This is a genomic window from Azonexus sp. (genome assembly GCF_030824335.1).
In the GTDB taxonomy this organism is placed as follows: domain Bacteria; phylum Pseudomonadota; class Gammaproteobacteria; order Burkholderiales; family Rhodocyclaceae; genus Azonexus.
Window position 1 is genome coordinate 17958 of sequence record NZ_JAVBXX010000025.1, and the last position, 19160, is coordinate 37117.

Sequence of the window (19160 nt, forward strand, 5' to 3'; positions counted from 1 at the left end):
CGACCGCAAAAACAGGGCATTTTTCGCCAGGGCTCGATGGCGTCACGACGGATCGCTCTTTTCCGCCGGCTTGCCTTGGCGCTCGCCGAGAAGCAGTAGCAGTCGGAGCATGGCGACGCAGCCGAAGGCGGTGCCGAGAATTGCGGCCCAGGACCATGCCGGGAACAGGTAGCTGCCCAGAGCGGCCAGGCTCAGAAAAATAATGGCGAAAAACATGCAGGAAATGCTCCGTGTTTGGGAAAGGAGGCCAATGAGCCATTAAACCTGATTCTTGTGTTGTTCTGCAGCCTCTCGTTTGTCGAGATACGAAGCCAGCGCCTCAAAGCTCTGATCGGTAGTGCCGTTGCCGCTCGAATCGACGAACAGGTATTTGAAGAGATTTCGGACATTGGCCGCCGTAACTTCCGTGTCGGCCGGGTCGAAACGCTGGCCATTGGGCAGCGTGACTTGCTGGCCGTCCATCCCGATGCGCGACATGCCGACCAGCAGCAGCCCGGTGGCTGCCTCACGATTGCCCTGCGCGACCATTTCGTCGAACAGTGCTTTCTCACCGGAGGACAGGTAGGCCATGGTATTGACCATGCCGCTGGCCTTCTGCATGTAATCCAACTCGTCTGCCGTCAGCGCTTCCCAGCCGTTCATGCCATTTGTCTTGATTTTCTCGAGCAATTCGCCGTAACGCTGGTCGTGTTTTTCCAGGTATTCAAAATCGGCCGGCGAACGCTCGACGTTCGGTCGTGACTTGATTTCAGCGATTTTCTGCTGCACTTCGGCGCTTGTGGTCGTTTTTTTCGCCGCGTCGAATTGTGCACGGGCGGCATCGGAAATGCTGACCTTGTCGGCAAGGTTTGCCGCTGCGCTCGGCATGCTTTGCCGCGCCGGCGTAGCGGAATGGGTTTTGCCGTACGCAGCAGCGATTTGATTGAAGCCTTGAATGATCATTTTTTGACTCCTCTGATATGCGTTTGCAATGATGCAAAAAGCATTCCATTCGGTACGGGAGTCAAATGCCAAGTGCGCTAGCAGGGGAGTTGTTGGCGCTTGCGGTCGACGCGAAAAATCCCCAATTTTTCATGTCGACCGCAGTAATTTTTTCTACACCTGAATCCTAATCAATGGGGTCGGAGTGAATTGAAAACTTGCCTGGTCGTCGACATCGGCGGCCAAGTTACGGTCTACGACACGCTGGACAACCAGATCGGCGGCGTTTCACAGCAACAGGGCGGCAACGACTCGATGACTTTCAGCAGCCAGTATGGAACGATCAGCGTCAGCAGCCTGCCGGTCATCAGCATCAACGGCTACCTGCAGCAACAACCGCAGCAAAACTTCAGCGCGCCAGCCCAAAACTTCAATGAAGCGCCGACCCAGCCAGCGCCAACGGCCCAGGAAGGCGATGTCTTTGCCAAAATCGAACGACTGGCCGATCTCTTTCAAAAAGGCATCCTGACCGAGCAGGAGTTCACCACCAAGAAAATGGAATTGCTGAGTCAGCTTTGATCGGCTTGATGTCGGAATAAAGCTCCTACGACTGTGCGTGAATCGGTTGGGCTACCAGGCGAACGCCGAGCGCTGCGCAAACCTTGCTGATGGTTTCAAAACGCGGGCTGGCATCCGGGCGCAGCGCTTTATAGAGCGCTTCGCGAGTAATCCCCGAGGCTTTGGCAATGTCGCTCATGCCGCGTGCCCGGGCAATGGTGCCCAAGGCATCCGCCAGTGCCGCCGGATCGTTTTCTTCCAGTACCACAGTCAGATATTCGGCAACGGACTGCTCGTCCGGCAAATGCTCTGCCATATCGAACTCGGGCAGATCGGTGATTTTAATTTTCCGGGTCATCGTTCAATCCTCCAGCATGGCGGCCAACCTGACGGCCTTGGCAATATCAGCGGTCTGCGTGGCCTTGTCACCACCACCCAGCATCACAATCAGCACCTCGCCGCGTTGCACGTAGTACATCCGCCAGCCCGGCCCGAAGTGCTCTCGCATCTCAAACACGCCGTCACCGACCGCCTTCACATCGCCAAGATTTCCCTTCTGGGCTTTCTCCAGCCGGCGCGCCAGACGGCGATGCGTCATGCCGTCCTTGAGGCCATTCAGCCATGCGGTGAACTCGGGGAGGGGCTTGATCGAGTACATGGGTAAAGTGTAGTCGTTCGATTACGGTTGGTCAATTTTGAGCGGCGAGAGACACACCGTGGTCTGTCCCAAGTTTCACAGTTTCACGCCGGAAGTAATTAACCTGACACCGATTACCCTATCACCCGCACCCCGTCGCTCCATCCCCAACCCGTCGCTTCAAGGTAGTCGCTAGACTGTGAATTTATGTGATCGAACATCATGCCGATAATTTGCACGGGATCGGTTCCTTTCGCCTTTTCAGAGTCATACATGGCTTTAATCTGTGCGTCGACTATCGATGCCTCTTGACCGAACCTGTCTCTGAAGTTCTGATCAATCATCCGTCCTGAACTGGCTAGCTTATTCAACTTCCCATCGGGGCCCATGTCGTAGATGCTGGAATAGCATATTTGGCTTGGTGCAGCTGTCATTTGGTAGGCTATTTTTTCTGCGCTTGCGCGGTCTGAGCTTGCTGCACGCAACACCTCTTCTTGGACAGGGGTTCTGGTTTGTGTAACGGTGCGCTGGCTTTCAGAAAGCGCTCTGGCGGCATCTGAAATGCTGACCCTGTCGGCAAGGTTTGCCATTGCTGTCGGCATATTTTGCCGCTCGCTCGCGGGTTTCTGGCTTTTGCCATAAACGGCAGCGATGTTGTTGTAGCCTTGGATGATCATTGCGATGACTCCCTATCTGAATCTTCGAAATCGTAGCCCAGCCACATTTTTGTGGTGGTCATTGAGTAGCATGTTGACGTTGTGTATCTGCGGCAATCGCATTCTTCTCTGCAGTTGAAGAGTGGTTTGTGGCGCGTTCCCAGCCGACAATATTGAGGTAGCTGTCTGACCGGGAGTCAGTTAGCCGGAACAGCTTTTCAATGATTTCCGGATCGGCAGTGCCATCGGCTTTTTCTGCCTCGTATAAGGCAATGCGCTCTGTTCTGGCAATCGCCGCTTCTGCCTTGAATTCGGCTAGATTCTTGTCGGTGACGAGTTCGCCCGTGTAGGTATAGCGCATGGTCGGGTAGTTGGTGATGTCGACCAGCGGGCCATTGGTTTGATAGCCGTCGTCATAGGCGAAGTCATGGGCGAATTTTTCACCCCATGCCGGAAACTCCCTGGCGGTGTCGATAACGCCGCTTTGCCAGAGAAGGTGCGTTCCTCCTCTGCTGCCAGTTGCCTGATCGCTGCTTGTCTGGGAAAGGTTTTGGGTTTCGGATGATAGGGATTTGGCGGCATCTGAAATGCTGACCCTATCGGTAAGGTTTGCCGTTGCTGCCGGCATGCTTTGCCGCTCGATTACAGGTTTCTGGCTCTTGCCATAAATGGCAGTGATGTTGTTGTAGCCCTGGATGATCATTGTCGACTCCTTAATTCATGCATTTGAAATTACGCAAAATGCATGCCACTGGGTGGTGGAATCAAATCGCCGATCAGATGGGCTGGTAGGCAGGGATATCTGCGGTCAACGCAGAAAATCGGGCATTTTTCCTGTCGACCGCAGTTTTTCTGCCGGTTAAATCCTCAGACGCGAATATCCGACTCCACCGCCTTTTTCCACCCGAATCTGCGCCGGAATCCGTTCCTTCATGCCTTCGACGTGGCTGATGACGCCGATCATCTTGCCGCTGGCGTTGAGCGTGTCGAGGGCGTTCAGGGCGGTTTCCAGGGTGTCGGAATCCAGTGTGCCGAAACCTTCGTCGAGGAACAGCGAGTCGATGCTGGTCTTGTGGCTGACCAGGTCGGACAGGGCGAGCGCCAGCGCCAGGCTGACCAGGAAGCTTTCGCCGCCGGAGAGTGTGCGGGTGTCGCGGGCGACTTCGCCCTGCCAGCTGTCGACGATGTCGAGTTCGAGTTCGCCGGTGCTTTTGCGGCGCAGCAGGTAGCGGCCGTGCAGGCGGGCGAGGTGGCCGTTGGCCAGGTGCAGCAGGTGGTCGAGCGTGAGGCCCTGGGCGAACTTGCGGAACTTGTCGCCCCTGGCTGAGCCGATCAGGCTGTCGAGGCGTTGCCAGATGTCGGTTTCGGCAGTTTGCGCGGCGATCTGGGCGAACAGCGCCTGCTGGCTTTGCCGCGCCTCTTGGTCGCGGGTGAGCAGGGCGCGCTGGGCGCCGAGTTGTTCGCTGAGTTGGCGGCGCTGGGTGTCGAGTTGAGTGAGGGTTTCGTCGAGTTCGGGTAGCGGCGGGATGGGTGTTTCGTCGGCGCTGGCTTGCAGGCGGGTGAGCTTTTCGCGGGCTGCCTTGAGTACGGCTTCGGCTTGCTGTTTGGCCAGTTGCCGGGTTTCCTTCAGTTGCAGCAGGCGTTGGCGTTCTTCGGCCGGCAGCAGCGCGGTGCTGTAGGCGGCGAGATCGGCGAAGGGGCTGGCGGCGAGGGCGGTTTGCCAGGCGGTCGAGGCTTCGGCGAAGGCCTTTTGCTGTTGGGCGAGGTTGGTTTCGAGTTGTGTTTGGCGGCCTTGTTGGGCGGCGAGTTGCTGGGTCAGATCGGCGATGCAGTTGGTGCTGCGGGTGAGGGCGGTGGCCGGGTCGTCGGTGACCGGGATTTCTGCGACCATGAATTCAGAGGCTGGCCCCAGGGGCGACGGGGTTTCCGGGCAGTTTTTCCGGCGTTCCGCCCATTGCGCGGCCTGGGTTTGTGCTGCGTCGTAGCGTTCCTGTTGCTGGACGAGAAGGGCGGCCAGTTCTTGGCGGCGTTTCTGCGTTTGCTGCCAGTGTTGCCATTCGCCGTCGCGTTCGCCTAGCCAAGTGGCGGGATCGGGCGGGATTTCGTTCAGCGTTTCGACCAGTCTGGCGTCGAGTTCGGCCTGTTCGCGGGCGATGGCCTGCAGGGTTTTGTTTATCTCGGCCTGACGGGTCTGGTTGGCTTGCGTCGTCTGTTGCAGCAGTTTCTGCTGGTTGCCGGCGTTGAGCAGCGCCTGGGCGGCGTCGGTGGCGGTCTTGCGGGCGGCGTTCAGCGCCTGCTCGCCCTGATCGGCGGCTTGCATCCGGGCGGCGAGTCGGGTTTGCGCCTGTTCGGCGGCGGCGCGCGCGGTGGCCAGGGTTTCTGCGTTCTGCCAGGCGTCGACCGCAAGTGTGTTTGCGGGCAGTTCGGCGATGCTTTCCTGCCATTCGTTCTGCAGGCGGGCGCTTTCCAGTGTCGTTCTGGCTTGCTGCTCCAGCCCGCTTTTTTGCGTGGCTTGTGCGGCGGCTTGTTCGGCACGCAGTTGCTGGCCTTTCTGGGTCAGCGTTTCGAGCGCCGTCTGCTTTTCCTTGAGCGCGGTTTCGGTGGCGGAAACGTCGAGCGCGGCGTAGGCGGCGATGGCCGGGTGCTCATGGGCGCCGCATAGCGGGCAGGCTTCGCCGGGCTGCAGTTGCTGGCGATGTTGCTCCAGGCTCTGGATGCGGCGTTCCTGTTCGAGCAGCTTCTGCTTGTCGGCGACCTGGCCGGCAAGTTCCTTGTGTTGCTCGCGCAGGGTGATCAGCAGCTTTTCCTGGGCGGCGATCTTCTGTTCGCCCTGTTGCAGTTGCGCGGCCTGCGTCGTTTGCAACTCGGCCAGTTCGCGGCGGCGCTGGGCGAGGGCTTCGCGTTGTTGCCAGCGGGCGAGGTTGGCTTGTTCGCGTTGCCAGTGGGCGCGAAGTTCGGCCAGCGTCTGGCCGGCGAGGCGTTGGTTCTGCTCGGCCTGAATTTTTTCCAGGGCGGCGTCGGCAGTGGTTTTTGCCTTGTTTGCAGTGTCGACCGCAAGATTCTGCGCGGCGAGCTGGCGCGCGGTTTCAGCTTGTTCCTGTTCGAGTTTCTGCTGCGCCTGTTGCTGGGTGGCGAGGTCGCGGCCTAGCTTGGCCCGCTGGTCGAACTGCTGGCGCCAGACGCCGAGGCGTTCGCCGAGTTGGGCGTGTTGCGGATGAGCGGTGCAGAAGTCGTCGAGTTGTTTGGCTTCGCGCTGGCTTTGTTGCAGGGCCTGCTGCGTTTGCGCGGCGACCTGGGCGCTGTAGTGTTCGGCGGCGAGGTGCTGGGCGAACTGTTCGCCTTGTCGTGTCACGCGCTCGGCGTGCAGGGTCTTGAGTTCGTTTTCGCTTTGGGCGCAGGCGGTGCCGGCCTGTTGCCACTGCAAATGCAGCGGCTTGAGCGCTTCGGCCGGTTCGCTGGCGGCGAGCTTGGCAAGTTCCGGCGCGGCGGCGGTCAGCGCGGCGTCGACTTCCTGTTGCCTGACTTCGGCGGTTTTGATTTCCTGTTCGCCTTGCGTCAGATCGAGACGCCACTGGCGCTGGCTTTGCGTCTGCTGGTGGCGGCGCTGGAGGTCGGCGAGTTGGCTGTCGAGGCGGGCGACTTCCATTTGCATGGCGGCGCGCTGCTCATCGCTCAACAGTTCCATGCCGTCGGCGCGGGCTTTCAACTGGTCGAGCTGACTTTTGGCTTCGCGCGCCTGTTCGAAAACCTTGCGCGAGATCTCGCCGTAGATTTCGGTACCGGTCAGTTCTTCCAGCAGTTCGGCGCGTTCGTTGGCGCTGGCATTCAGAAACGCTGCAAAGCCGCCCTGGGCAAGCAGCATCGACTTCGTGAAGCGCGGGAAGTCGAGGCCGGTGATCTCGGCGATGCGCTTCAGCTTGTCGTTGGTTTGTGTGCTGAGGATGGTGCCGTCGCCGGTGGCGAGTTCGACCTTGGGCGCCTGCAACGCGCCGTCGATCTTGTCGCGCGACCGGCGCTGGCTCCAGAAGGCGCGGTAGACGGCGCCCTTGACTTCAAACTCGACCTCGGCCAGACAATCGGCGGTGTGCCGCGTCATGATGTCGTTGTCGGACGCCGAGATGGTCTTCAGGCGCGGTGTCTGGTGATAGAGGGCGAGGCAGATGGCATCGAGCAGCGTCGACTTGCCGGCACCGGTCGGGCCGGTGATGGCGAACAGGCTGTTGTCGGTGAACGGCGGCTTGGTGAAATCGATGGTCCATTCGCCTTTCAGCGAATTGAGGTTCTTCAGGCGCAGGGTGAGGATTTTCATTCGGCTTGGCTTCGCGCCTGGGTAAGGGCATCCATCGAAGGGCCGATTTTACTGTTGGCGCCAGGCCGCAGGGGGCGTTAGTCGAAAAAAGAGGAGATTCAGCGGCGGTTGGCCAGGGCCACACCGCAAGCGGCGATTCCGATACCCAGCCATTGGGCCGGGCCGATTTGCTGATCGAATAGCAACCACGCACAAATGGCGGCGGAGACTGGAACGAGGTAGAACAGGCCGGCGACGCGGCTGACTTCACCATCACGGATCAAAATCACCAGCAGGCTCACCGCACCTACCGAGACGACAACCGCCATCCAAAGCAAGGCGACAACGAATTCGCCTGTCCAGGTGATGGGCATATCTTCGGAGAACAGGGAAGCGATCAGGCAGGCTGCCGCACAAACCGCACACTGAATGGCGCCTCCAGAGAATGGATGCATCGTCTTGCAGCGGGATTTTTGATACAGGTTGCCTGCGCTTAGCCCGAGCAGCGCCACGACCGACAGCATCACTGGCAGCATCGTTGTGGCTTGCTCGCCGATACCTTCACGTAAGACCAGGAAGACGCCTGCCAGTCCCAGCAAAAGGCCTGGCCAGCGGTGTTGGCCGATGCATTCGCCGAGTAAACTGGGGGCGGCGACGGCAATCAGGATGGGTTGCAGGGCAATGATCAGCGCAGAGGCTGCTGGTGCCAGACCCAGTGCGATACTGTAGAAAACGCCGGCCGAAAAAACACCCACGGTCAGGAAGCCGGCGTTGGCGATATGGCGATATTCCCGAACCTGGCTCGGCCAGGGCGCAGCAAACAGCTTGGCCAGGATTGCCAGCAAGCTTGCCGCAATGGCAAAGCGGAGTGCGAGAAAGGCGAAGGGTGGGGCATGCGGTAGCCCGAGTCTGGCGCCGACGAAGCCGGCACCATACAGGGCGACAAAGGCCAGAGCAGTTGGATGGAAAGGCATTGCCGGCGGATCAAGTGGATTGGCGTGCCGCCAGCCGGCTGGCCTGGGTTTTCCCGTCGTAGCCCCAGTCGGTGGCGGCGATCTCGCGGATGACCAGATAGCTGGCTTCGGGCAAAGGACCGCAAATTTCGCCGAGCAGCGCATGCAAGGCAGCAAGGAAGGCGGCTTTTTCTTCGGTGCTGTTGCTGCCGGCAGTGATGCAGACTTCACCGTGACAGGGCTGCAACGCTGCAGCGGGTTTATCGCCGTTGATGAACCAGGCGTCCGCCGTGCATTCGATGCGGACAGCGGTGACTTCGGCGCGTTTGTGCAGCAGTTGCTGCAGCAATGCGGTGCTGCGGCTGGCGAGTTGCTGTTGGGCTTCAGCGGGAATCGTCTGGCCGAGGGTGAGGTGCAGGTAGGGCATCACGTTCTCCTTGTCTGGATGGGGTGAAGTGACTGTACGTTGGCTTTCATTATTTTGAAAATTGATTAATATTGGTTATTAATATGAATTAAAAATAGGATTGTGCGATGTCGCTCCGCCATCTAGACCTTGATGCCTTGCGCGCGTTTGTCGCGATTGTTGAACAGGGCGGTTTTTCCATCGCGGCGGAACAGCTTGGCCGGACACAATCCGCCGTCAGCCTGCAGATCAAGCGGCTCGAACAGACGCTGGGGCAGACCTTGTTGCAGCGAGTGCAGGGGCGCGTAGACGGGCCGACCGCCGAAGGCAATGCGTTACTGGCTTACGCGCGGCAGATGCTGCGGCTCAACGACGAAGCCTGCGCGATCCTGGCCCGCAATGCCGTGACTGGCAGCCTGCGGATCGGATTGCCCGAAGAATTGATGGAGCAGGTGTTTCCCGCTGCGCTGCCGCTGTTCCGGGCGCGCTACCCAGGCTTGCGTTTGTCCGTTCTGGCGGAAGCGTCGATCTTGCTCCGCACTGCGCTGGCGGAGGGCAGGCTCGATGTAGCGATCTACAAGGATTGTAGTGAGGTCGTTGGCGGTGAGTTCGAGGTGCTGCGCGACGAGCCACTGTGCTGGGTGGCCGGTGAGGCCTACCGCGATACCTTGCCAGCCGATGCCGGCGTCTTGCCATTGGCTTTGTTTGGTGAAAATTGCGTGTTTCGCATGGCGGCGACGGCGGCTCTGGCCCAAGCCGGTATCGCCTGGCGTGTGCATTATTCCGGTAGCAGCACGACCGGCTTGCGGCACGCGCTACGCCACGGCTTGGGGCTGGGTGTCCTGCCCGAAAGCTTGTTGGGTGACGGGCTGCTGGCGGTTGATTCCTGTGCCGGTATCGCTTTGCCGAGCCTGCCGCGTTCTCGTCTGGTGGCCGCTTATGCTGGCGATAGCGTTGCGCCGGCAGCGCTTTGCCTGATTGCTGCGTTTGCCGAAAGCCTGCATCGACCGATGCGATGAGCTTTCATTCGCTGTCGGTCAGGGCCGCGACAACGGCGCGGTAGCGTTCATTGAGCGCCGCTTGCATGTCGTCACCCAACGCCTCCTGTTGCAGGCGGCGGGCGAAGACGTCGTGCGGGCTGAGTTCGTCCAGCGTTTCGTTGGCTTCTGCCTGCAGGCTGGTCGCGGCGTTGCCACGTTGGCGGCGGATGCGCAGGACTTCGACCGGCCAGCCTTCAGTCAGCGCTTCGATGCGCGCCGGCAGGTCGGCCAGGTAGTCGTCGTCGGCGACGGTGACTTCGAGCCAGGCCGGGCATTCACGCGTGCCTTCGGCGGCCGCTGCGCCGATGGCACCGGCCAGGGTTTCCAGGTTGCCGCTGATCGCGACCATGCCTTGAAAGCGTGGCACCGGCAGCACGGTGACCGCTTGCAAACCGTCGCTGTCGAGGTCGACCAGCAGCATTTCCTTCTGCTGCCTGGCTTCGTCAAAACCGAGCGGAATCGGCGAGCCGCAATAGCGGATGTGCTCCAGCCCGCCGACTTTCTGCGGCCGGTGGATGTGGCCAAGCGCGATGTAGTCGGCCGGCGGGAAGGCGCTGGTCGGGAAGGCTTCAAGCGCACCGACGTAGATTTCGCGCACCGATTCGCTGCTGCTGGCGCCGACCGTGGTCAGGTGGCCGGTGGCGATGATCGGCAGCTTCATTGCCAGCACGGCCATTTTTGCCCGGGCGGCGGCGTCGACCGCAACATAGTGCTGTTGGATCGCTTGTTGCAGCGACTGCTGCTTGTCCTCGGCGCTTTGTCCGGCCTGGCTTTGCAGCACGTCGCGCGGGCGGACGAAGGGGATGGCGCAAACGATGCAGCCGGGTTCGCCGTTGCGCTGCGGCAGCACGATCACTTGCGTGGCCGGGTCTTCATGTGTGGCGGCGATCACCGTGGTCCCCAGGTGTGCCAGCAGTTCGCGGCTTTCGCTTAGTGTTGCGACCGAGTCGTGGTTGCCGCCGAGCAGCAGCAGCGCGACGCCGGCCTGGTTCAGGCGGACGACGAGTTGGTTGTACAACTCGCGGGCGTAGCTGGGTGGCGTGCCGGTGTCGAAGATGTCGCCAGCGATGATTACCGCATCCACGTCCTGCGTTGCCACCTGTTCAAGCAGCCAGCCGATCAGCGCCTGATGTTCGGCCTGCCGGCTCTTGCCCATGAAGTGCTGGCCGAGGTGCCAGTCGGAGGTATGGAGGATGCGCATGCCGGGCTGCTGAATGGGAAAGGGCGAAGTTTAAACGGCAAAGCGCCTTTGTCGCAGTGGGCATTGTTTGCGCTCGCCCGGCTGTTACAGCCTCAGCTTGTTTGCGTCTTCCCGGAACTGGCCGAGTAACGTTCGCTGACGAAACTTTCAACGGCTTGCAAAAAGCTGTTGCCCGAGTATTTGCCGGCTAGTTCGCGCGCCTTGCCGAGGAATTCGTCTTCGCTGATCCCGGCGGACTTGGCCAGGCCGAGCCAGATGGATTGCGGGAAGGGCGTGCTGGTGGTTTCCGGCATGCTCAGCTTGGCTTCCTGCCAGCGCTGCTTCCATTGGTCGGGAATTTTTCCGGCGCGTTCCTGTTCGAATTGCGCCATTGTCGCCTTGTCCTTTTGCCATTGTTCGGCTTCGCTCAGCGGCGCAGCGCTTGATGCTGGCGTCAGCCTGGCCATGGCCTGGGAGATGTCGACTTCGCGCTGTGCGTCTTCCATCGTCATCGGCGATTTCCAGCCTTCGCTCTGGACGGCCATGATCAGGCGGAAATAGGGGGTTATATCGGTGCCTTCGGTACTGGCGGCATGGGCAGCGTGCATTTCTTGCTTGATCTGCTTGAGGAGTGCTTCGTTTTCCGGCAACAGGGGCAGATTGCCCAGGCCCGGCGTGGCGCTGCTACTGCTGTTGCCACTAATACCCGGATTGGCCTGAAGCCGGGCCTGTGCTTCGTCGAGAATATCCTGCGGAAAAACCCGGTTCTGTTCGGCCAGTATCGACTGGCGGACGGATTCCGGGATGGCGATGCCGCCCTCCCTTGCCGCTGCCTGCCGGGCTTCATTCGAGATATGCACTGTCGTGCTTTCGCTCGTTGGTGCGCTGCTTGTGCCTGCCGTGCTTGGCTTGCTCGCTGCACTGGCGCTCGTGCTGCGCACTGCGCTTGCGGCGTTGGCGGCGTAAAAAGATGTGATGGCCGTGATGCTCATTGTTGTCCTCCCGTCTGAATCTTCTGCTCGTGGTGGAGTGCAATTGCAATATCAATGCCATGTGGAAAAAATGCCCCATGTTTTGGTGCCGAGCCTTATCCAGCAAGGTTGGGGCGACAAGCCGTTACGTTCCGAGGTACGGAAAAGCGGCAATTTTTACGGTCGACCGGAAAAATTCCCTGTTTATAACGGGTTGACCGCGAAAATCGGGAGGCTGGCATTTTGTGCCGGCCTCGGTCGTGATCCGCCTTAGTCGGCCTTGACGCGCCAGCCGCCGGCTTTGAGCATGCGGTCGTAAAGCACGACATTGACGGTGGCCGCGAGATTCATGCAGCCGTGCGTCGGGATGTAGATGATGTCCTTGCACCAGGACGTCACATTCTTTTTCAGGCTGCCGTCTTCCGGGCCGAAGATGTAGAAGGCGCGTTCCGGGTGCTGGTATTCGGTGAGCGGCTTTGCATCCGGATGGATTTCGATGGCGACCGGCGTGCAGCCGAAGGGGATGACCTGTTGCAGATCATCGACACCGATCAGTGGTAATTGCAGATGGACCTGTTTGGTATCGGTGCGGAACTCGGCCGCCCGTTCGTAGCGTTTGCCGGTGTAAAACACCGAATTGACGCCGTAACAGCCGGCTGCGCGCATGATGGCGCCGACGTTTTCCGGGCCTTTCGGGTTGTACAGTCCGATGCAGGCATAGCCGGTGCATTCGCGGACGGCCTGGTTTCTGGTGATGGTTTGCATGGTTCTTTAACGTGGATTCAGGGTAAAGGCCTTGTGTTGAGTAGGGTCTTGTTGCTTAATGGCTTGCGTTCCATCAACAACTCACGCAGTCATTCCCATCATGAGAAAACCAACGCTTTATCAAAGTATCAAGGCCAAGCGCCGTAGCCAGTCTATGGTGATTGGCGTGACCTGGTATACCCCGGAGACCTGGGCCCAGGTCAAGGCGACTGCGGTCGACCCCGAATGTTTCGAAGATTCCTTCGAGAAGTGGAAGACGATGGCCGTTGCCGCCCGGCGCAATTTTCAGCGTTCCGGCGTGATGGCGCTCGAATGTCAGATCGTTCCTGAAGAGTTTTTTGCTTGGTGCGTGCAGAACGAACGGCAGAACGATTCGACGGCACGCGGCGAGTACGTTTCGGAAAAGCTGAGTGCTGCCCATGACAGCAAGGACTGAGGTTTTTGCGGCGCTCAGTTTTTTGGGGTGAGGCCGGTCAGGATCAGCATTGTTGCCTCATTGGCGACCACCGGGCGGGAGTACAGGAAACCCTGGATATAGCCCACGCCCATCGCCGCCAGGATGTCGGCCTGTTCCTGCAGTTCTACCCCTTCGCAGATGACATCCTGCTGCAGTCGCTGCGCCAGATGGACAATGGTTTCGACAAAGTGCCGGTCCGTGCCTTTTTCATGCAGATGGCGTATGAATGAGCGGTCGACTTTCAGGGTATCGATCGGCAGGCGGTGCAGATAGGCGAGCGATGAGTAACCCGTACCGAAGTCGTCAAGCAGGATGCGGATGCCCATCGCCTGCAATTGTTCGAGCAGGGAAATGGCGCGCTCGGTGTCCTGCATCATTGCGCTTTCGGTGATTTCCACCTTCAGCGATTGGGCTGTCAGACCATTGTTTGCCAAGGCGTCTCGTACGTCGTCAAGCAGTTTGGCATTTAGTACCTGTTTGCAGGAAAGATTGACGCTGACCGTCAGATCCTGCGTGCCGGGCAGGGTGGTTTGCCAGTGCTTGAGTTGCCGGCAGGCTTCCTGCAGCATCCAGCGGCCGAGCGGGATGATCATGCCGGTTTCTTCGGCGACCGGAATGAATTCGACCGGAGAAATCAGGCCTTTCTCCGGGTGGTTCCAGCGCACCAGCGCTTCAAATCCGGCGAGTGTGCCGAGTTTCAGGTTCACGATGGGCTGGTAGTAGGCTTCGAACTGGTTGTGCTCCAGTGCGTGGCGCAAATCCATTTCAAGTTCCATGCGGCGTACCGCCTGGTCGTGCATGCCTTTGTTGAACACCATGTAGGCGCCGCCGCCCAGTTCCTTGGCGCCCACCATGGCCAGGTTGGCATCGCGCAGCATGGCCTCCGGCAATTGGTATTCCTCGCCTTTGACCACGATGCCGAAGGAAATGGTGCTGAATACTTCATGTTCGTTCAGCATGAAGGGCAATTGCAGTTTTTGCAGAATGCGGGTGACGACATGCAGGGTCGAACTGACGTCGCGGATGTCTTCGAGCAGGATGCCAAATTCATCGCCGGCCAGCCGGGCCACCATGTCGGTCGGTCGGATGGTATTGCGGATCAGGTTGGCGACGCTGGTCAGCAGCATGTCGCCCATGCGATGGCCGAGGCTGTGGTTGATGACCTTGAAGCGATCAAGGCCGCAATGCAGTACGGCAAACTGCATTTCCTGGCGCCGCTCGGCACGACGAAAAGTGTGTTCGAGGCGATCGAGAAACAAGCTGCGGTTGGGTAAACCGGTCAGACCGTCGACAAACACATCCGGCAGATGGGGTTCTTCGGGAGAAAGGTGTACGGCCGTTTCGTGGGCAGAAGCAAAGAAGAGGCCGGATTCCGCCTCGAAGCTCAGATTCCAGACTACGCCCAGATAGCCGCCTTCCTTGCGATAGCAGCGGCTGGAAAAACGTTGGGTGGGGGCTTCCTCGCTCATTTTTGCCAGGCGTTCCTGGCATTCGGCGCGATCATCTTCATACAGCAGATCAAAAAAGCAGTGCTGTTCCAGTTCACCAAGGTCATAACCCAGTGCTTCAACCCAAGCGTCGCTGATCATGTTCAAACGCCCTTCCTTGTTGAAAACCAGCAACAAGGTATCCGGCAACTTCAGGAAGGCGCTGGATAATGGGGCAGGATCGTTTCGCGGTCGGTACATGCGTTATGAATAGGGTAAGCAGTCGCTCATTATGTATCAAACCTTGCCCCAGTATCCAAGAGGCAATAAAGTTTTATCCCTGTTGCAAGAGATGGGGCTTGAAGGTTAACCTCGGGCCAGTTTTGACGGGGTGGCCCGGAATAGCCGTCATGTGGCAGCGCATATCCATGAGGTAAAAATGAGCAGCGAAGAAATACTTGGCGACGAGTTCAAGAATTACATCCACAACCTGCTCAAGGCCATGGTGCAGAGCGGTGGTTCTGACCTGTTCATCGCGCGCGACTTTCCGCCGACGATGAAGGTGCATGGCACGATGAAGGCGCTGACGGCACAGAAACTGACGGCCGATGTCTCGCGCAAGTTGGCCATGATCCTGATGAATCGCACGCAGCGGGAGGATTTCGAGCGTGAGATGGAGTGCAACTTCGCTATTTCGCTGCCCGGTGTGGCGCGTTTTCGGGTCAATGTTTTTCTGCAGCAGGCAGCCGTCAGCATGGTCATCCGGACCATCACCAGCGAAATTCCCAGTCTGGAAAAGCTGGGTTTGCCATCGATATTGAAAGATGTCATCAGTGCCAAGCGAGGTCTGGTGCTGGTTGTTGGCGGCACCGGGTCCGGTAAATCGACGACGATGGCCGGCATGATCGATCATCGCAACAGCAGTGCGCCCGGCCACATCATTACGGTGGAAGACCCGGTCGAGTATGTTCATGTTTCCAAGCAATGTCTGGTCTCGCATCGCGAAGTCGGGGTCGATACGCATTCCTGGCATAACGCGCTGAAAAATACCCTGCGTCAGGCGCCTGACGTCATCTTGATCGGCGAAATCCGCGATCAGGAAACGATGGAGCATGCCCTGGCTTTTGCCGAAACCGGCCATTTGTGCATGGGCACCTTGCACGCCAATAACGCCAATCAGACCCTCGACCGCGTGGTGAATTTCTTTCCCGACGAGCGCAAACCGCAGGTGATGATGGATTTGGCGTCCAATCTCAAGGCAGTCATTTCGCAGCGGCTGGTTCGTTCGCTCGACGGCAAGCGCAAGGCGGCCATCGAAATCCTGCTGAATACGCCAACGGTCGCCGAATTGTTGTCGAAGGGGCAATCGGCTGCGATCAAGCCGATCATGGACAAGAGTCGAGAACTTGGTATGCAGACCTTCGATCAGGCGCTGTTTGACCTCTACGATGCGGGTGATATCAGTTACGAAGAGGCCATCCGCAATGCGGACTCAACCAACGAACTGCGTCTGGCGATCAAGCTGAAAAGCAAGAAGGGCGAACCATCGACCGCCAGCAGCATGTCGCTGTCCATGGAAGCCAAGGAAGAGCCGCCGGCAGCGGAAGATGCAAAGGGGCAGGCTGGCGCGGCATGATTTCGCCGTACTGCCGCCACTGGGTTATTGCGCCTGATTCCCGCTCGACAAGGCGTTTTCGGCCCAGCTTTGGGCTTCGGCTGATGCGCTTTCGATAATATCGAGGGCGATGTCCAGTTGTCCGGCCAGCCGGCTGATATTTTCGCCATGGCCTTTTTCGATGGCGATGACCAACATCAGATAACGCGCCAGCGGGCCGCTGCTGTTCAGTAGTACGTCGCTCAGTTCGGTTGATAGATTGATTCGCTGGGCCACGGTGGGCATGGGAATGCCGAGCAAAATGTCGAGCAGAGAGAGCAGTCCGAGCAGGAATAGTTCGTCGCATGCTGTCTTGCCATGATGCAACTGGCCGATGAGTTCCAGGAAGCGGCCCCGACTCAGCGCCAGTTCCAGCAGGACGTCGTCACGCGGTGATCCTGCATCCATGCGGAACATGCCGATGGAAATCCAGCGATACAGCTGTTCCCGGCCGAGAATGATGATTGCCTGATCAATGCTGGTAATGGATTGAGCAAATCCGAGCATGGGCGAATTGGCCATGGCGATCAGTTTGACAATTACGCCTGGGTCTTGTTTGGCCAGTTCGGCAATGTCGGCGAGATCGGCATCCTGGCGCAGTCCATTGAGCATTTCAATGAGTACCAGGCGACTTTGACCGATTTCGCCGGATTGCTGCTGTTCGTCCGGTGCAGTGGTAAAAGTGCCCAGGCAATAACTGATGCGGTGGGCAATACAGTAACGCTGTTCCGGCCAGCGGCTGATGTTTTCTGCAATCAGGCGGGCTTTGGGGAAAAGTGCTTTCAGTTTGCTGATGGTTTGCTCAAGGTGCTTGAGCGAGTAGGCAGAAAAATCGATGCAAATGAAATCGATCAAGCCGACGATCTGGCTGCGCTGATTGAGCATGTCGTTGCCGGAAGCAGCAATTTTGGCGCCAGCCTGGGCAATGATTGTGCTGGCGGCCAACCAGCTGGTCATGTCTCCGGAGTTTTCTGGCAGGGGCAGAACAAAAACAGTGTTGGGTCCGACGATCGGTTGAATATTTAGCGTTGACCAGTCCTCTGTCGGTAGATGGATCAGTGTCATGCGTCGTTCGGCAAAGGCGGCAACTTGAGCTTGGGAGAGTGCCTCAAGTGTTGATTCGAGGTCGGCAAGGTCTGCTGAGTCCGGGCTGTGGGCTGAAAAACGGTAGCCGCAGATGCGGGTTTTCTCATCGATGATTTCTTCGCGCCGGATAATTGCGGACGGGCGGTTGCGCACCGGGGCGGGCGCTTCTGGCGCACTGGTGGGCACTGGGGTTTGCGGCGCGGAACGCACAGAACTTGCCGCGCGTTCTGGCGGGGTGCTGCCGCCAATCAATCGTTTGATAAAACCGAACATTTTTGACTCTTGGGCGAGTGGATTTTTCGAAATGGCAGGGAAGGGGGCGTGCAATAGTTGCTGATCGAGCGCCACGTTGCAGGTCGATTTTTGAGCCAGCCTTCATCGTCGATGATCCTTGATTTTCGTTGCCTGGTCGACTGCTTTTGTCAGGCAGTGCGCTTGGTCAATGCTCTCAGCGTCAGCCAATACTCGGTGCTTTCCTCGGCTCGGGTATAATCTTTGGTTCTCCGCCTAACCAGACCTCACTCCCCATGGCCGACATTCTTTGCCTCAAGGGCGACGCCGCCTTTTCCGCCTTCCGTCTGCAACGCCTGACAAATCGTTTGACCGCAGCGGTTGCCGATATCGAATCCGTGGTTGCTGATTTCTGGCACATTTCTGCGCTGAAACGGGCGTTGACCGCAGAAGAGCGCGCCAAGCTGGCGACGCTGCTGGAGGAGAAGGCTGCCAGCGCCGAAGCCGGCGAACTGTTCCTGGTCGCACCGCGCATCGGCACCATTTCACCGTGGTCATCGAAGGCCACCGACATTGCCTGGAACTGCGATCTGGACGCCATCGAGCGTATCGAACGCGTCGTTGCCTTCCATGTGGTTTTGAAGCAAAACCGCCCGTTGACCGCAGAAGAGAAGAAGACCGTCGCCGGCCTGCTGCACGACCGCATGACCGAATCCGTACTGCCAGGTTTCGACGCCGCCAGCGAACTGTTCCGCCATTTCGAGCCGAAGCCGCTCAATACGGTCGACGTGCTCCAGGGCGGCAAAACCGCGCTGGTTGAAGCCAACGGCTCGCTTGGTCTGGCGCTGTCCGAGGACGAAATCGACTACCTGCTCGACATCTTCACCAAGGCCGGCCGCAACCCGACCGACGTCGAACTGATGATGTTCGCCCAGGCCAATTCCGAACACTGCCGCCACAAGATTTTCAACGCCTCCTGGGTGATCGACGGCGAGAAGAAGGACAAGACGCTGTTCGGCATGATCCGCGAAACCCATGCCGCTGCGCCGCAAGGCACGGTCATGGCCTACGCCGACAACGCCTCGATCATCGAAGGCGCCACCATCCAGCGTTTCTACCCGGATGCCGACCGCGGCTATTCCTACAAGGAAGAGTTGACCCACATCCTGACCAAGGTCGAGACGCACAATCACCCGACCGCGATTTCGCCCTTTCCGGGCGCGTCTACCGGTAGCGGCGGCGAAATCCGCGACGAAGGCGCCACCGGCAAGGGTTCCAAGCCGAAGGCCGGCCTCTGCGGTTTCTCGGTCTCCAACCTGAATCTGCCGGATGCGCCGCAGCCTTGGGAGCACGCCTACGGCCGTCCGTCGCGCATTGCTTCGGCGCTGGACATCATGCTTGAAGGCCCGATCGGCGCTGCCGCTTTCAACAACGAATTCGGTCGCCCGAATCTGACCGGCTATTTCCGCACCTACGAGCAGGACGTTGCCGGCACGGTGCGCGGCTACCACAAGCCGATCATGATCGCCGGCGGTCTGGGTTCCATTCAGGCCGAGCAATCGTTCAAGGAAGAAACCTTCCCGGTCGGCACGAAATTCATCCAGCTCGGTGGCCCCGGCATGCTGATCGGTCTGGGTGGCGGTGCCGCCTCGTCGATGACGGCCGGCTCGAATGCCGAAGACCTCGACTTCGCCTCGGTCCAGCGCGGCAACCCGGAAATCCAGCGCCGTGCGCAGGAAGTCATCGACCGCTGCTGGCAGATGGGCAAGAACAATCCGATCCTGTCGGTACACGACGTCGGCGCCGGCGGTGTTTCCAACGCCCTGCCGGAACTGGCCCACTCGGGCGGCGTCGGCGCCATTTTCGATCTGCGCAAGGTGCCGACCGAAGAGCCGGGCATGTCGCCGGCCGAAATCTGGTCCAACGAATC

20 protein-coding genes are annotated in these 19160 nt (G+C 59.2%); 6 read left to right on the forward strand and 14 right to left on the reverse strand.

Annotated features, from left to right (window positions below; translation table 11 throughout):
• Positions 1 to 42: 42 nt before the first annotated feature.
• The gene (locus tag RCI20_RS14090) at positions 43 to 216 is read right to left on the reverse strand and encodes a hypothetical protein (protein WP_306606530.1); all 174 of its coding nucleotides are present in this window, start codon (positions 214 to 216) and stop codon (positions 43 to 45) included.
• A 42-nt stretch (positions 217 to 258) separates the two neighbouring features.
• On the reverse strand, positions 259 to 942 hold the full coding sequence (locus RCI20_RS14095; RefSeq protein WP_306606532.1) for a hypothetical protein: 684 nt from the start codon (positions 940 to 942) through the stop codon (positions 259 to 261).
• Positions 943 to 1131: 189 nt separating this feature from the next.
• Here RCI20_RS14095 and RCI20_RS14100 point away from each other — a divergent pair, with 189 nt between their 5' ends.
• Positions 1132 to 1500, forward strand: a complete 369-nt coding sequence (locus tag RCI20_RS14100) for an SHOCT domain-containing protein (protein ID WP_306606534.1) — start codon at positions 1132 to 1134, stop codon at positions 1498 to 1500.
• A 25-nt stretch (positions 1501 to 1525) separates the two neighbouring features.
• On the opposite strand, the gene RCI20_RS14105 is transcribed toward RCI20_RS14100, so the two are convergent.
• The 7 genes from RCI20_RS14105 to RCI20_RS14135 all read right to left on the reverse strand — a co-directional run bounded on the left by RCI20_RS14105 (position 1526) and on the right by RCI20_RS14135 (position 8440).
• Positions 1526 to 1837, reverse strand: coding sequence for an addiction module antidote protein (locus tag RCI20_RS14105; protein WP_306606536.1), 312 nt, complete (start codon positions 1835 to 1837; stop codon positions 1526 to 1528).
• 3 nt (positions 1838 to 1840) lie between these two features.
• On the reverse strand, positions 1841 to 2137 hold the full coding sequence (locus RCI20_RS14110) for a type II toxin-antitoxin system RelE/ParE family toxin (RefSeq protein WP_306606538.1): 297 nt from the start codon (positions 2135 to 2137) through the stop codon (positions 1841 to 1843).
• A 113-nt stretch (positions 2138 to 2250) separates the two neighbouring features.
• Positions 2251 to 2793, reverse strand: a complete 543-nt coding sequence (locus tag RCI20_RS14115; RefSeq protein WP_306606540.1) for a hypothetical protein — start codon at positions 2791 to 2793, stop codon at positions 2251 to 2253.
• A 58-nt stretch (positions 2794 to 2851) separates the two neighbouring features.
• Positions 2852 to 3475 carry a hypothetical protein gene (locus tag RCI20_RS14120; protein WP_306606542.1) on the reverse strand — a complete coding sequence of 208 codons (624 nt, stop codon included), beginning with the start codon at positions 3473 to 3475 and terminating at the stop codon, positions 2852 to 2854.
• 156 nt (positions 3476 to 3631) lie between these two features.
• A complete protein-coding gene (gene sbcC / locus RCI20_RS14125) occupies positions 3632 to 7081 on the reverse strand; it encodes an exonuclease subunit SbcC (protein ID WP_306606544.1) in 3450 nt (1149 codons plus the stop codon).
• A 98-nt stretch (positions 7082 to 7179) separates the two neighbouring features.
• Positions 7180 to 8034: a DMT family transporter gene (locus RCI20_RS14130; RefSeq protein WP_306606545.1), complete on the reverse strand. Its 855-nt coding sequence runs from the start codon at positions 8032 to 8034 to the stop codon at positions 7180 to 7182.
• Between the two features lie 10 nt (positions 8035 to 8044).
• Positions 8045 to 8440: a tautomerase family protein gene (locus RCI20_RS14135; RefSeq protein ID WP_306606547.1), complete on the reverse strand. Its 396-nt coding sequence runs from the start codon at positions 8438 to 8440 to the stop codon at positions 8045 to 8047.
• 107 nt (positions 8441 to 8547) lie between these two features.
• Here RCI20_RS14135 and RCI20_RS14140 point away from each other — a divergent pair, with 107 nt between their 5' ends.
• On the forward strand, positions 8548 to 9438 hold the full coding sequence (locus tag RCI20_RS14140; RefSeq protein WP_306606548.1) for a LysR substrate-binding domain-containing protein: 891 nt from the start codon (positions 8548 to 8550) through the stop codon (positions 9436 to 9438).
• A 4-nt stretch (positions 9439 to 9442) separates the two neighbouring features.
• Here the strand turns inward: RCI20_RS14140 and sbcD are convergent, their stop codons facing one another.
• Both sbcD and RCI20_RS14150 read right to left on the reverse strand, forming a co-directional pair.
• The gene (gene sbcD / locus RCI20_RS14145; RefSeq protein WP_306606550.1) at positions 9443 to 10660 is read right to left on the reverse strand and encodes an exonuclease subunit SbcD; all 1218 of its coding nucleotides are present in this window, start codon (positions 10658 to 10660) and stop codon (positions 9443 to 9445) included.
• Positions 10661 to 10752: 92 nt separating this feature from the next.
• Positions 10753 to 11631: a hypothetical protein gene (locus tag RCI20_RS14150; protein ID WP_306606552.1), complete on the reverse strand. Its 879-nt coding sequence runs from the start codon at positions 11629 to 11631 to the stop codon at positions 10753 to 10755.
• On the opposite strand from RCI20_RS14150, the gene RCI20_RS14155 reads away from it, so the two are divergent.
• The gene (locus tag RCI20_RS14155) at positions 11615 to 11884 is read left to right on the forward strand and encodes a hypothetical protein (protein WP_306606554.1); all 270 of its coding nucleotides are present in this window, start codon (positions 11615 to 11617) and stop codon (positions 11882 to 11884) included. The genes RCI20_RS14150 and RCI20_RS14155 overlap by 17 nt on opposite strands.
• Here the strand turns inward: RCI20_RS14155 and RCI20_RS14160 are convergent.
• Entirely contained in the window at positions 11881 to 12375 is a 495-nt protein-coding gene (locus RCI20_RS14160; protein ID WP_306606556.1) for an RNA methyltransferase, read from the reverse strand. The two genes, RCI20_RS14155 and RCI20_RS14160, sit on opposite strands and share 4 nt — an antisense overlap.
• A gap of 100 nt (positions 12376 to 12475) precedes the next feature.
• On the opposite strand from RCI20_RS14160, the gene RCI20_RS14165 reads away from it, so the two are divergent.
• Complete coding sequence (locus tag RCI20_RS14165; RefSeq protein WP_306606558.1) at positions 12476 to 12811, forward strand: hypothetical protein; 336 nt, start codon at positions 12476 to 12478, stop codon at positions 12809 to 12811.
• Between the two features lie 14 nt (positions 12812 to 12825).
• Here the strand turns inward: RCI20_RS14165 and RCI20_RS14170 are convergent, their stop codons facing one another.
• The gene (locus RCI20_RS14170; RefSeq protein ID WP_306606560.1) at positions 12826 to 14520 is read right to left on the reverse strand and encodes an EAL domain-containing protein; all 1695 of its coding nucleotides are present in this window, start codon (positions 14518 to 14520) and stop codon (positions 12826 to 12828) included.
• 178 nt (positions 14521 to 14698) lie between these two features.
• On the opposite strand from RCI20_RS14170, the gene RCI20_RS14175 reads away from it, so the two are divergent.
• Positions 14699 to 15895, forward strand: a complete 1197-nt coding sequence (locus RCI20_RS14175; protein ID WP_306606562.1) for a PilT/PilU family type 4a pilus ATPase — start codon at positions 14699 to 14701, stop codon at positions 15893 to 15895.
• A 24-nt stretch (positions 15896 to 15919) separates the two neighbouring features.
• Here the strand turns inward: RCI20_RS14175 and RCI20_RS14180 are convergent, their stop codons facing one another.
• Positions 15920 to 17272, reverse strand: coding sequence for an EAL and HDOD domain-containing protein (locus RCI20_RS14180; protein WP_306606564.1), 1353 nt, complete (start codon positions 17270 to 17272; stop codon positions 15920 to 15922).
• A 254-nt stretch (positions 17273 to 17526) separates the two neighbouring features.
• On the opposite strand from RCI20_RS14180, the gene purL reads away from it, so the two are divergent.
• Positions 17527 to 19160 (forward strand): phosphoribosylformylglycinamidine synthase (gene purL / locus RCI20_RS14185; RefSeq protein WP_306606567.1); only part of this gene is annotated, 1634 nt, incomplete at its 3' end.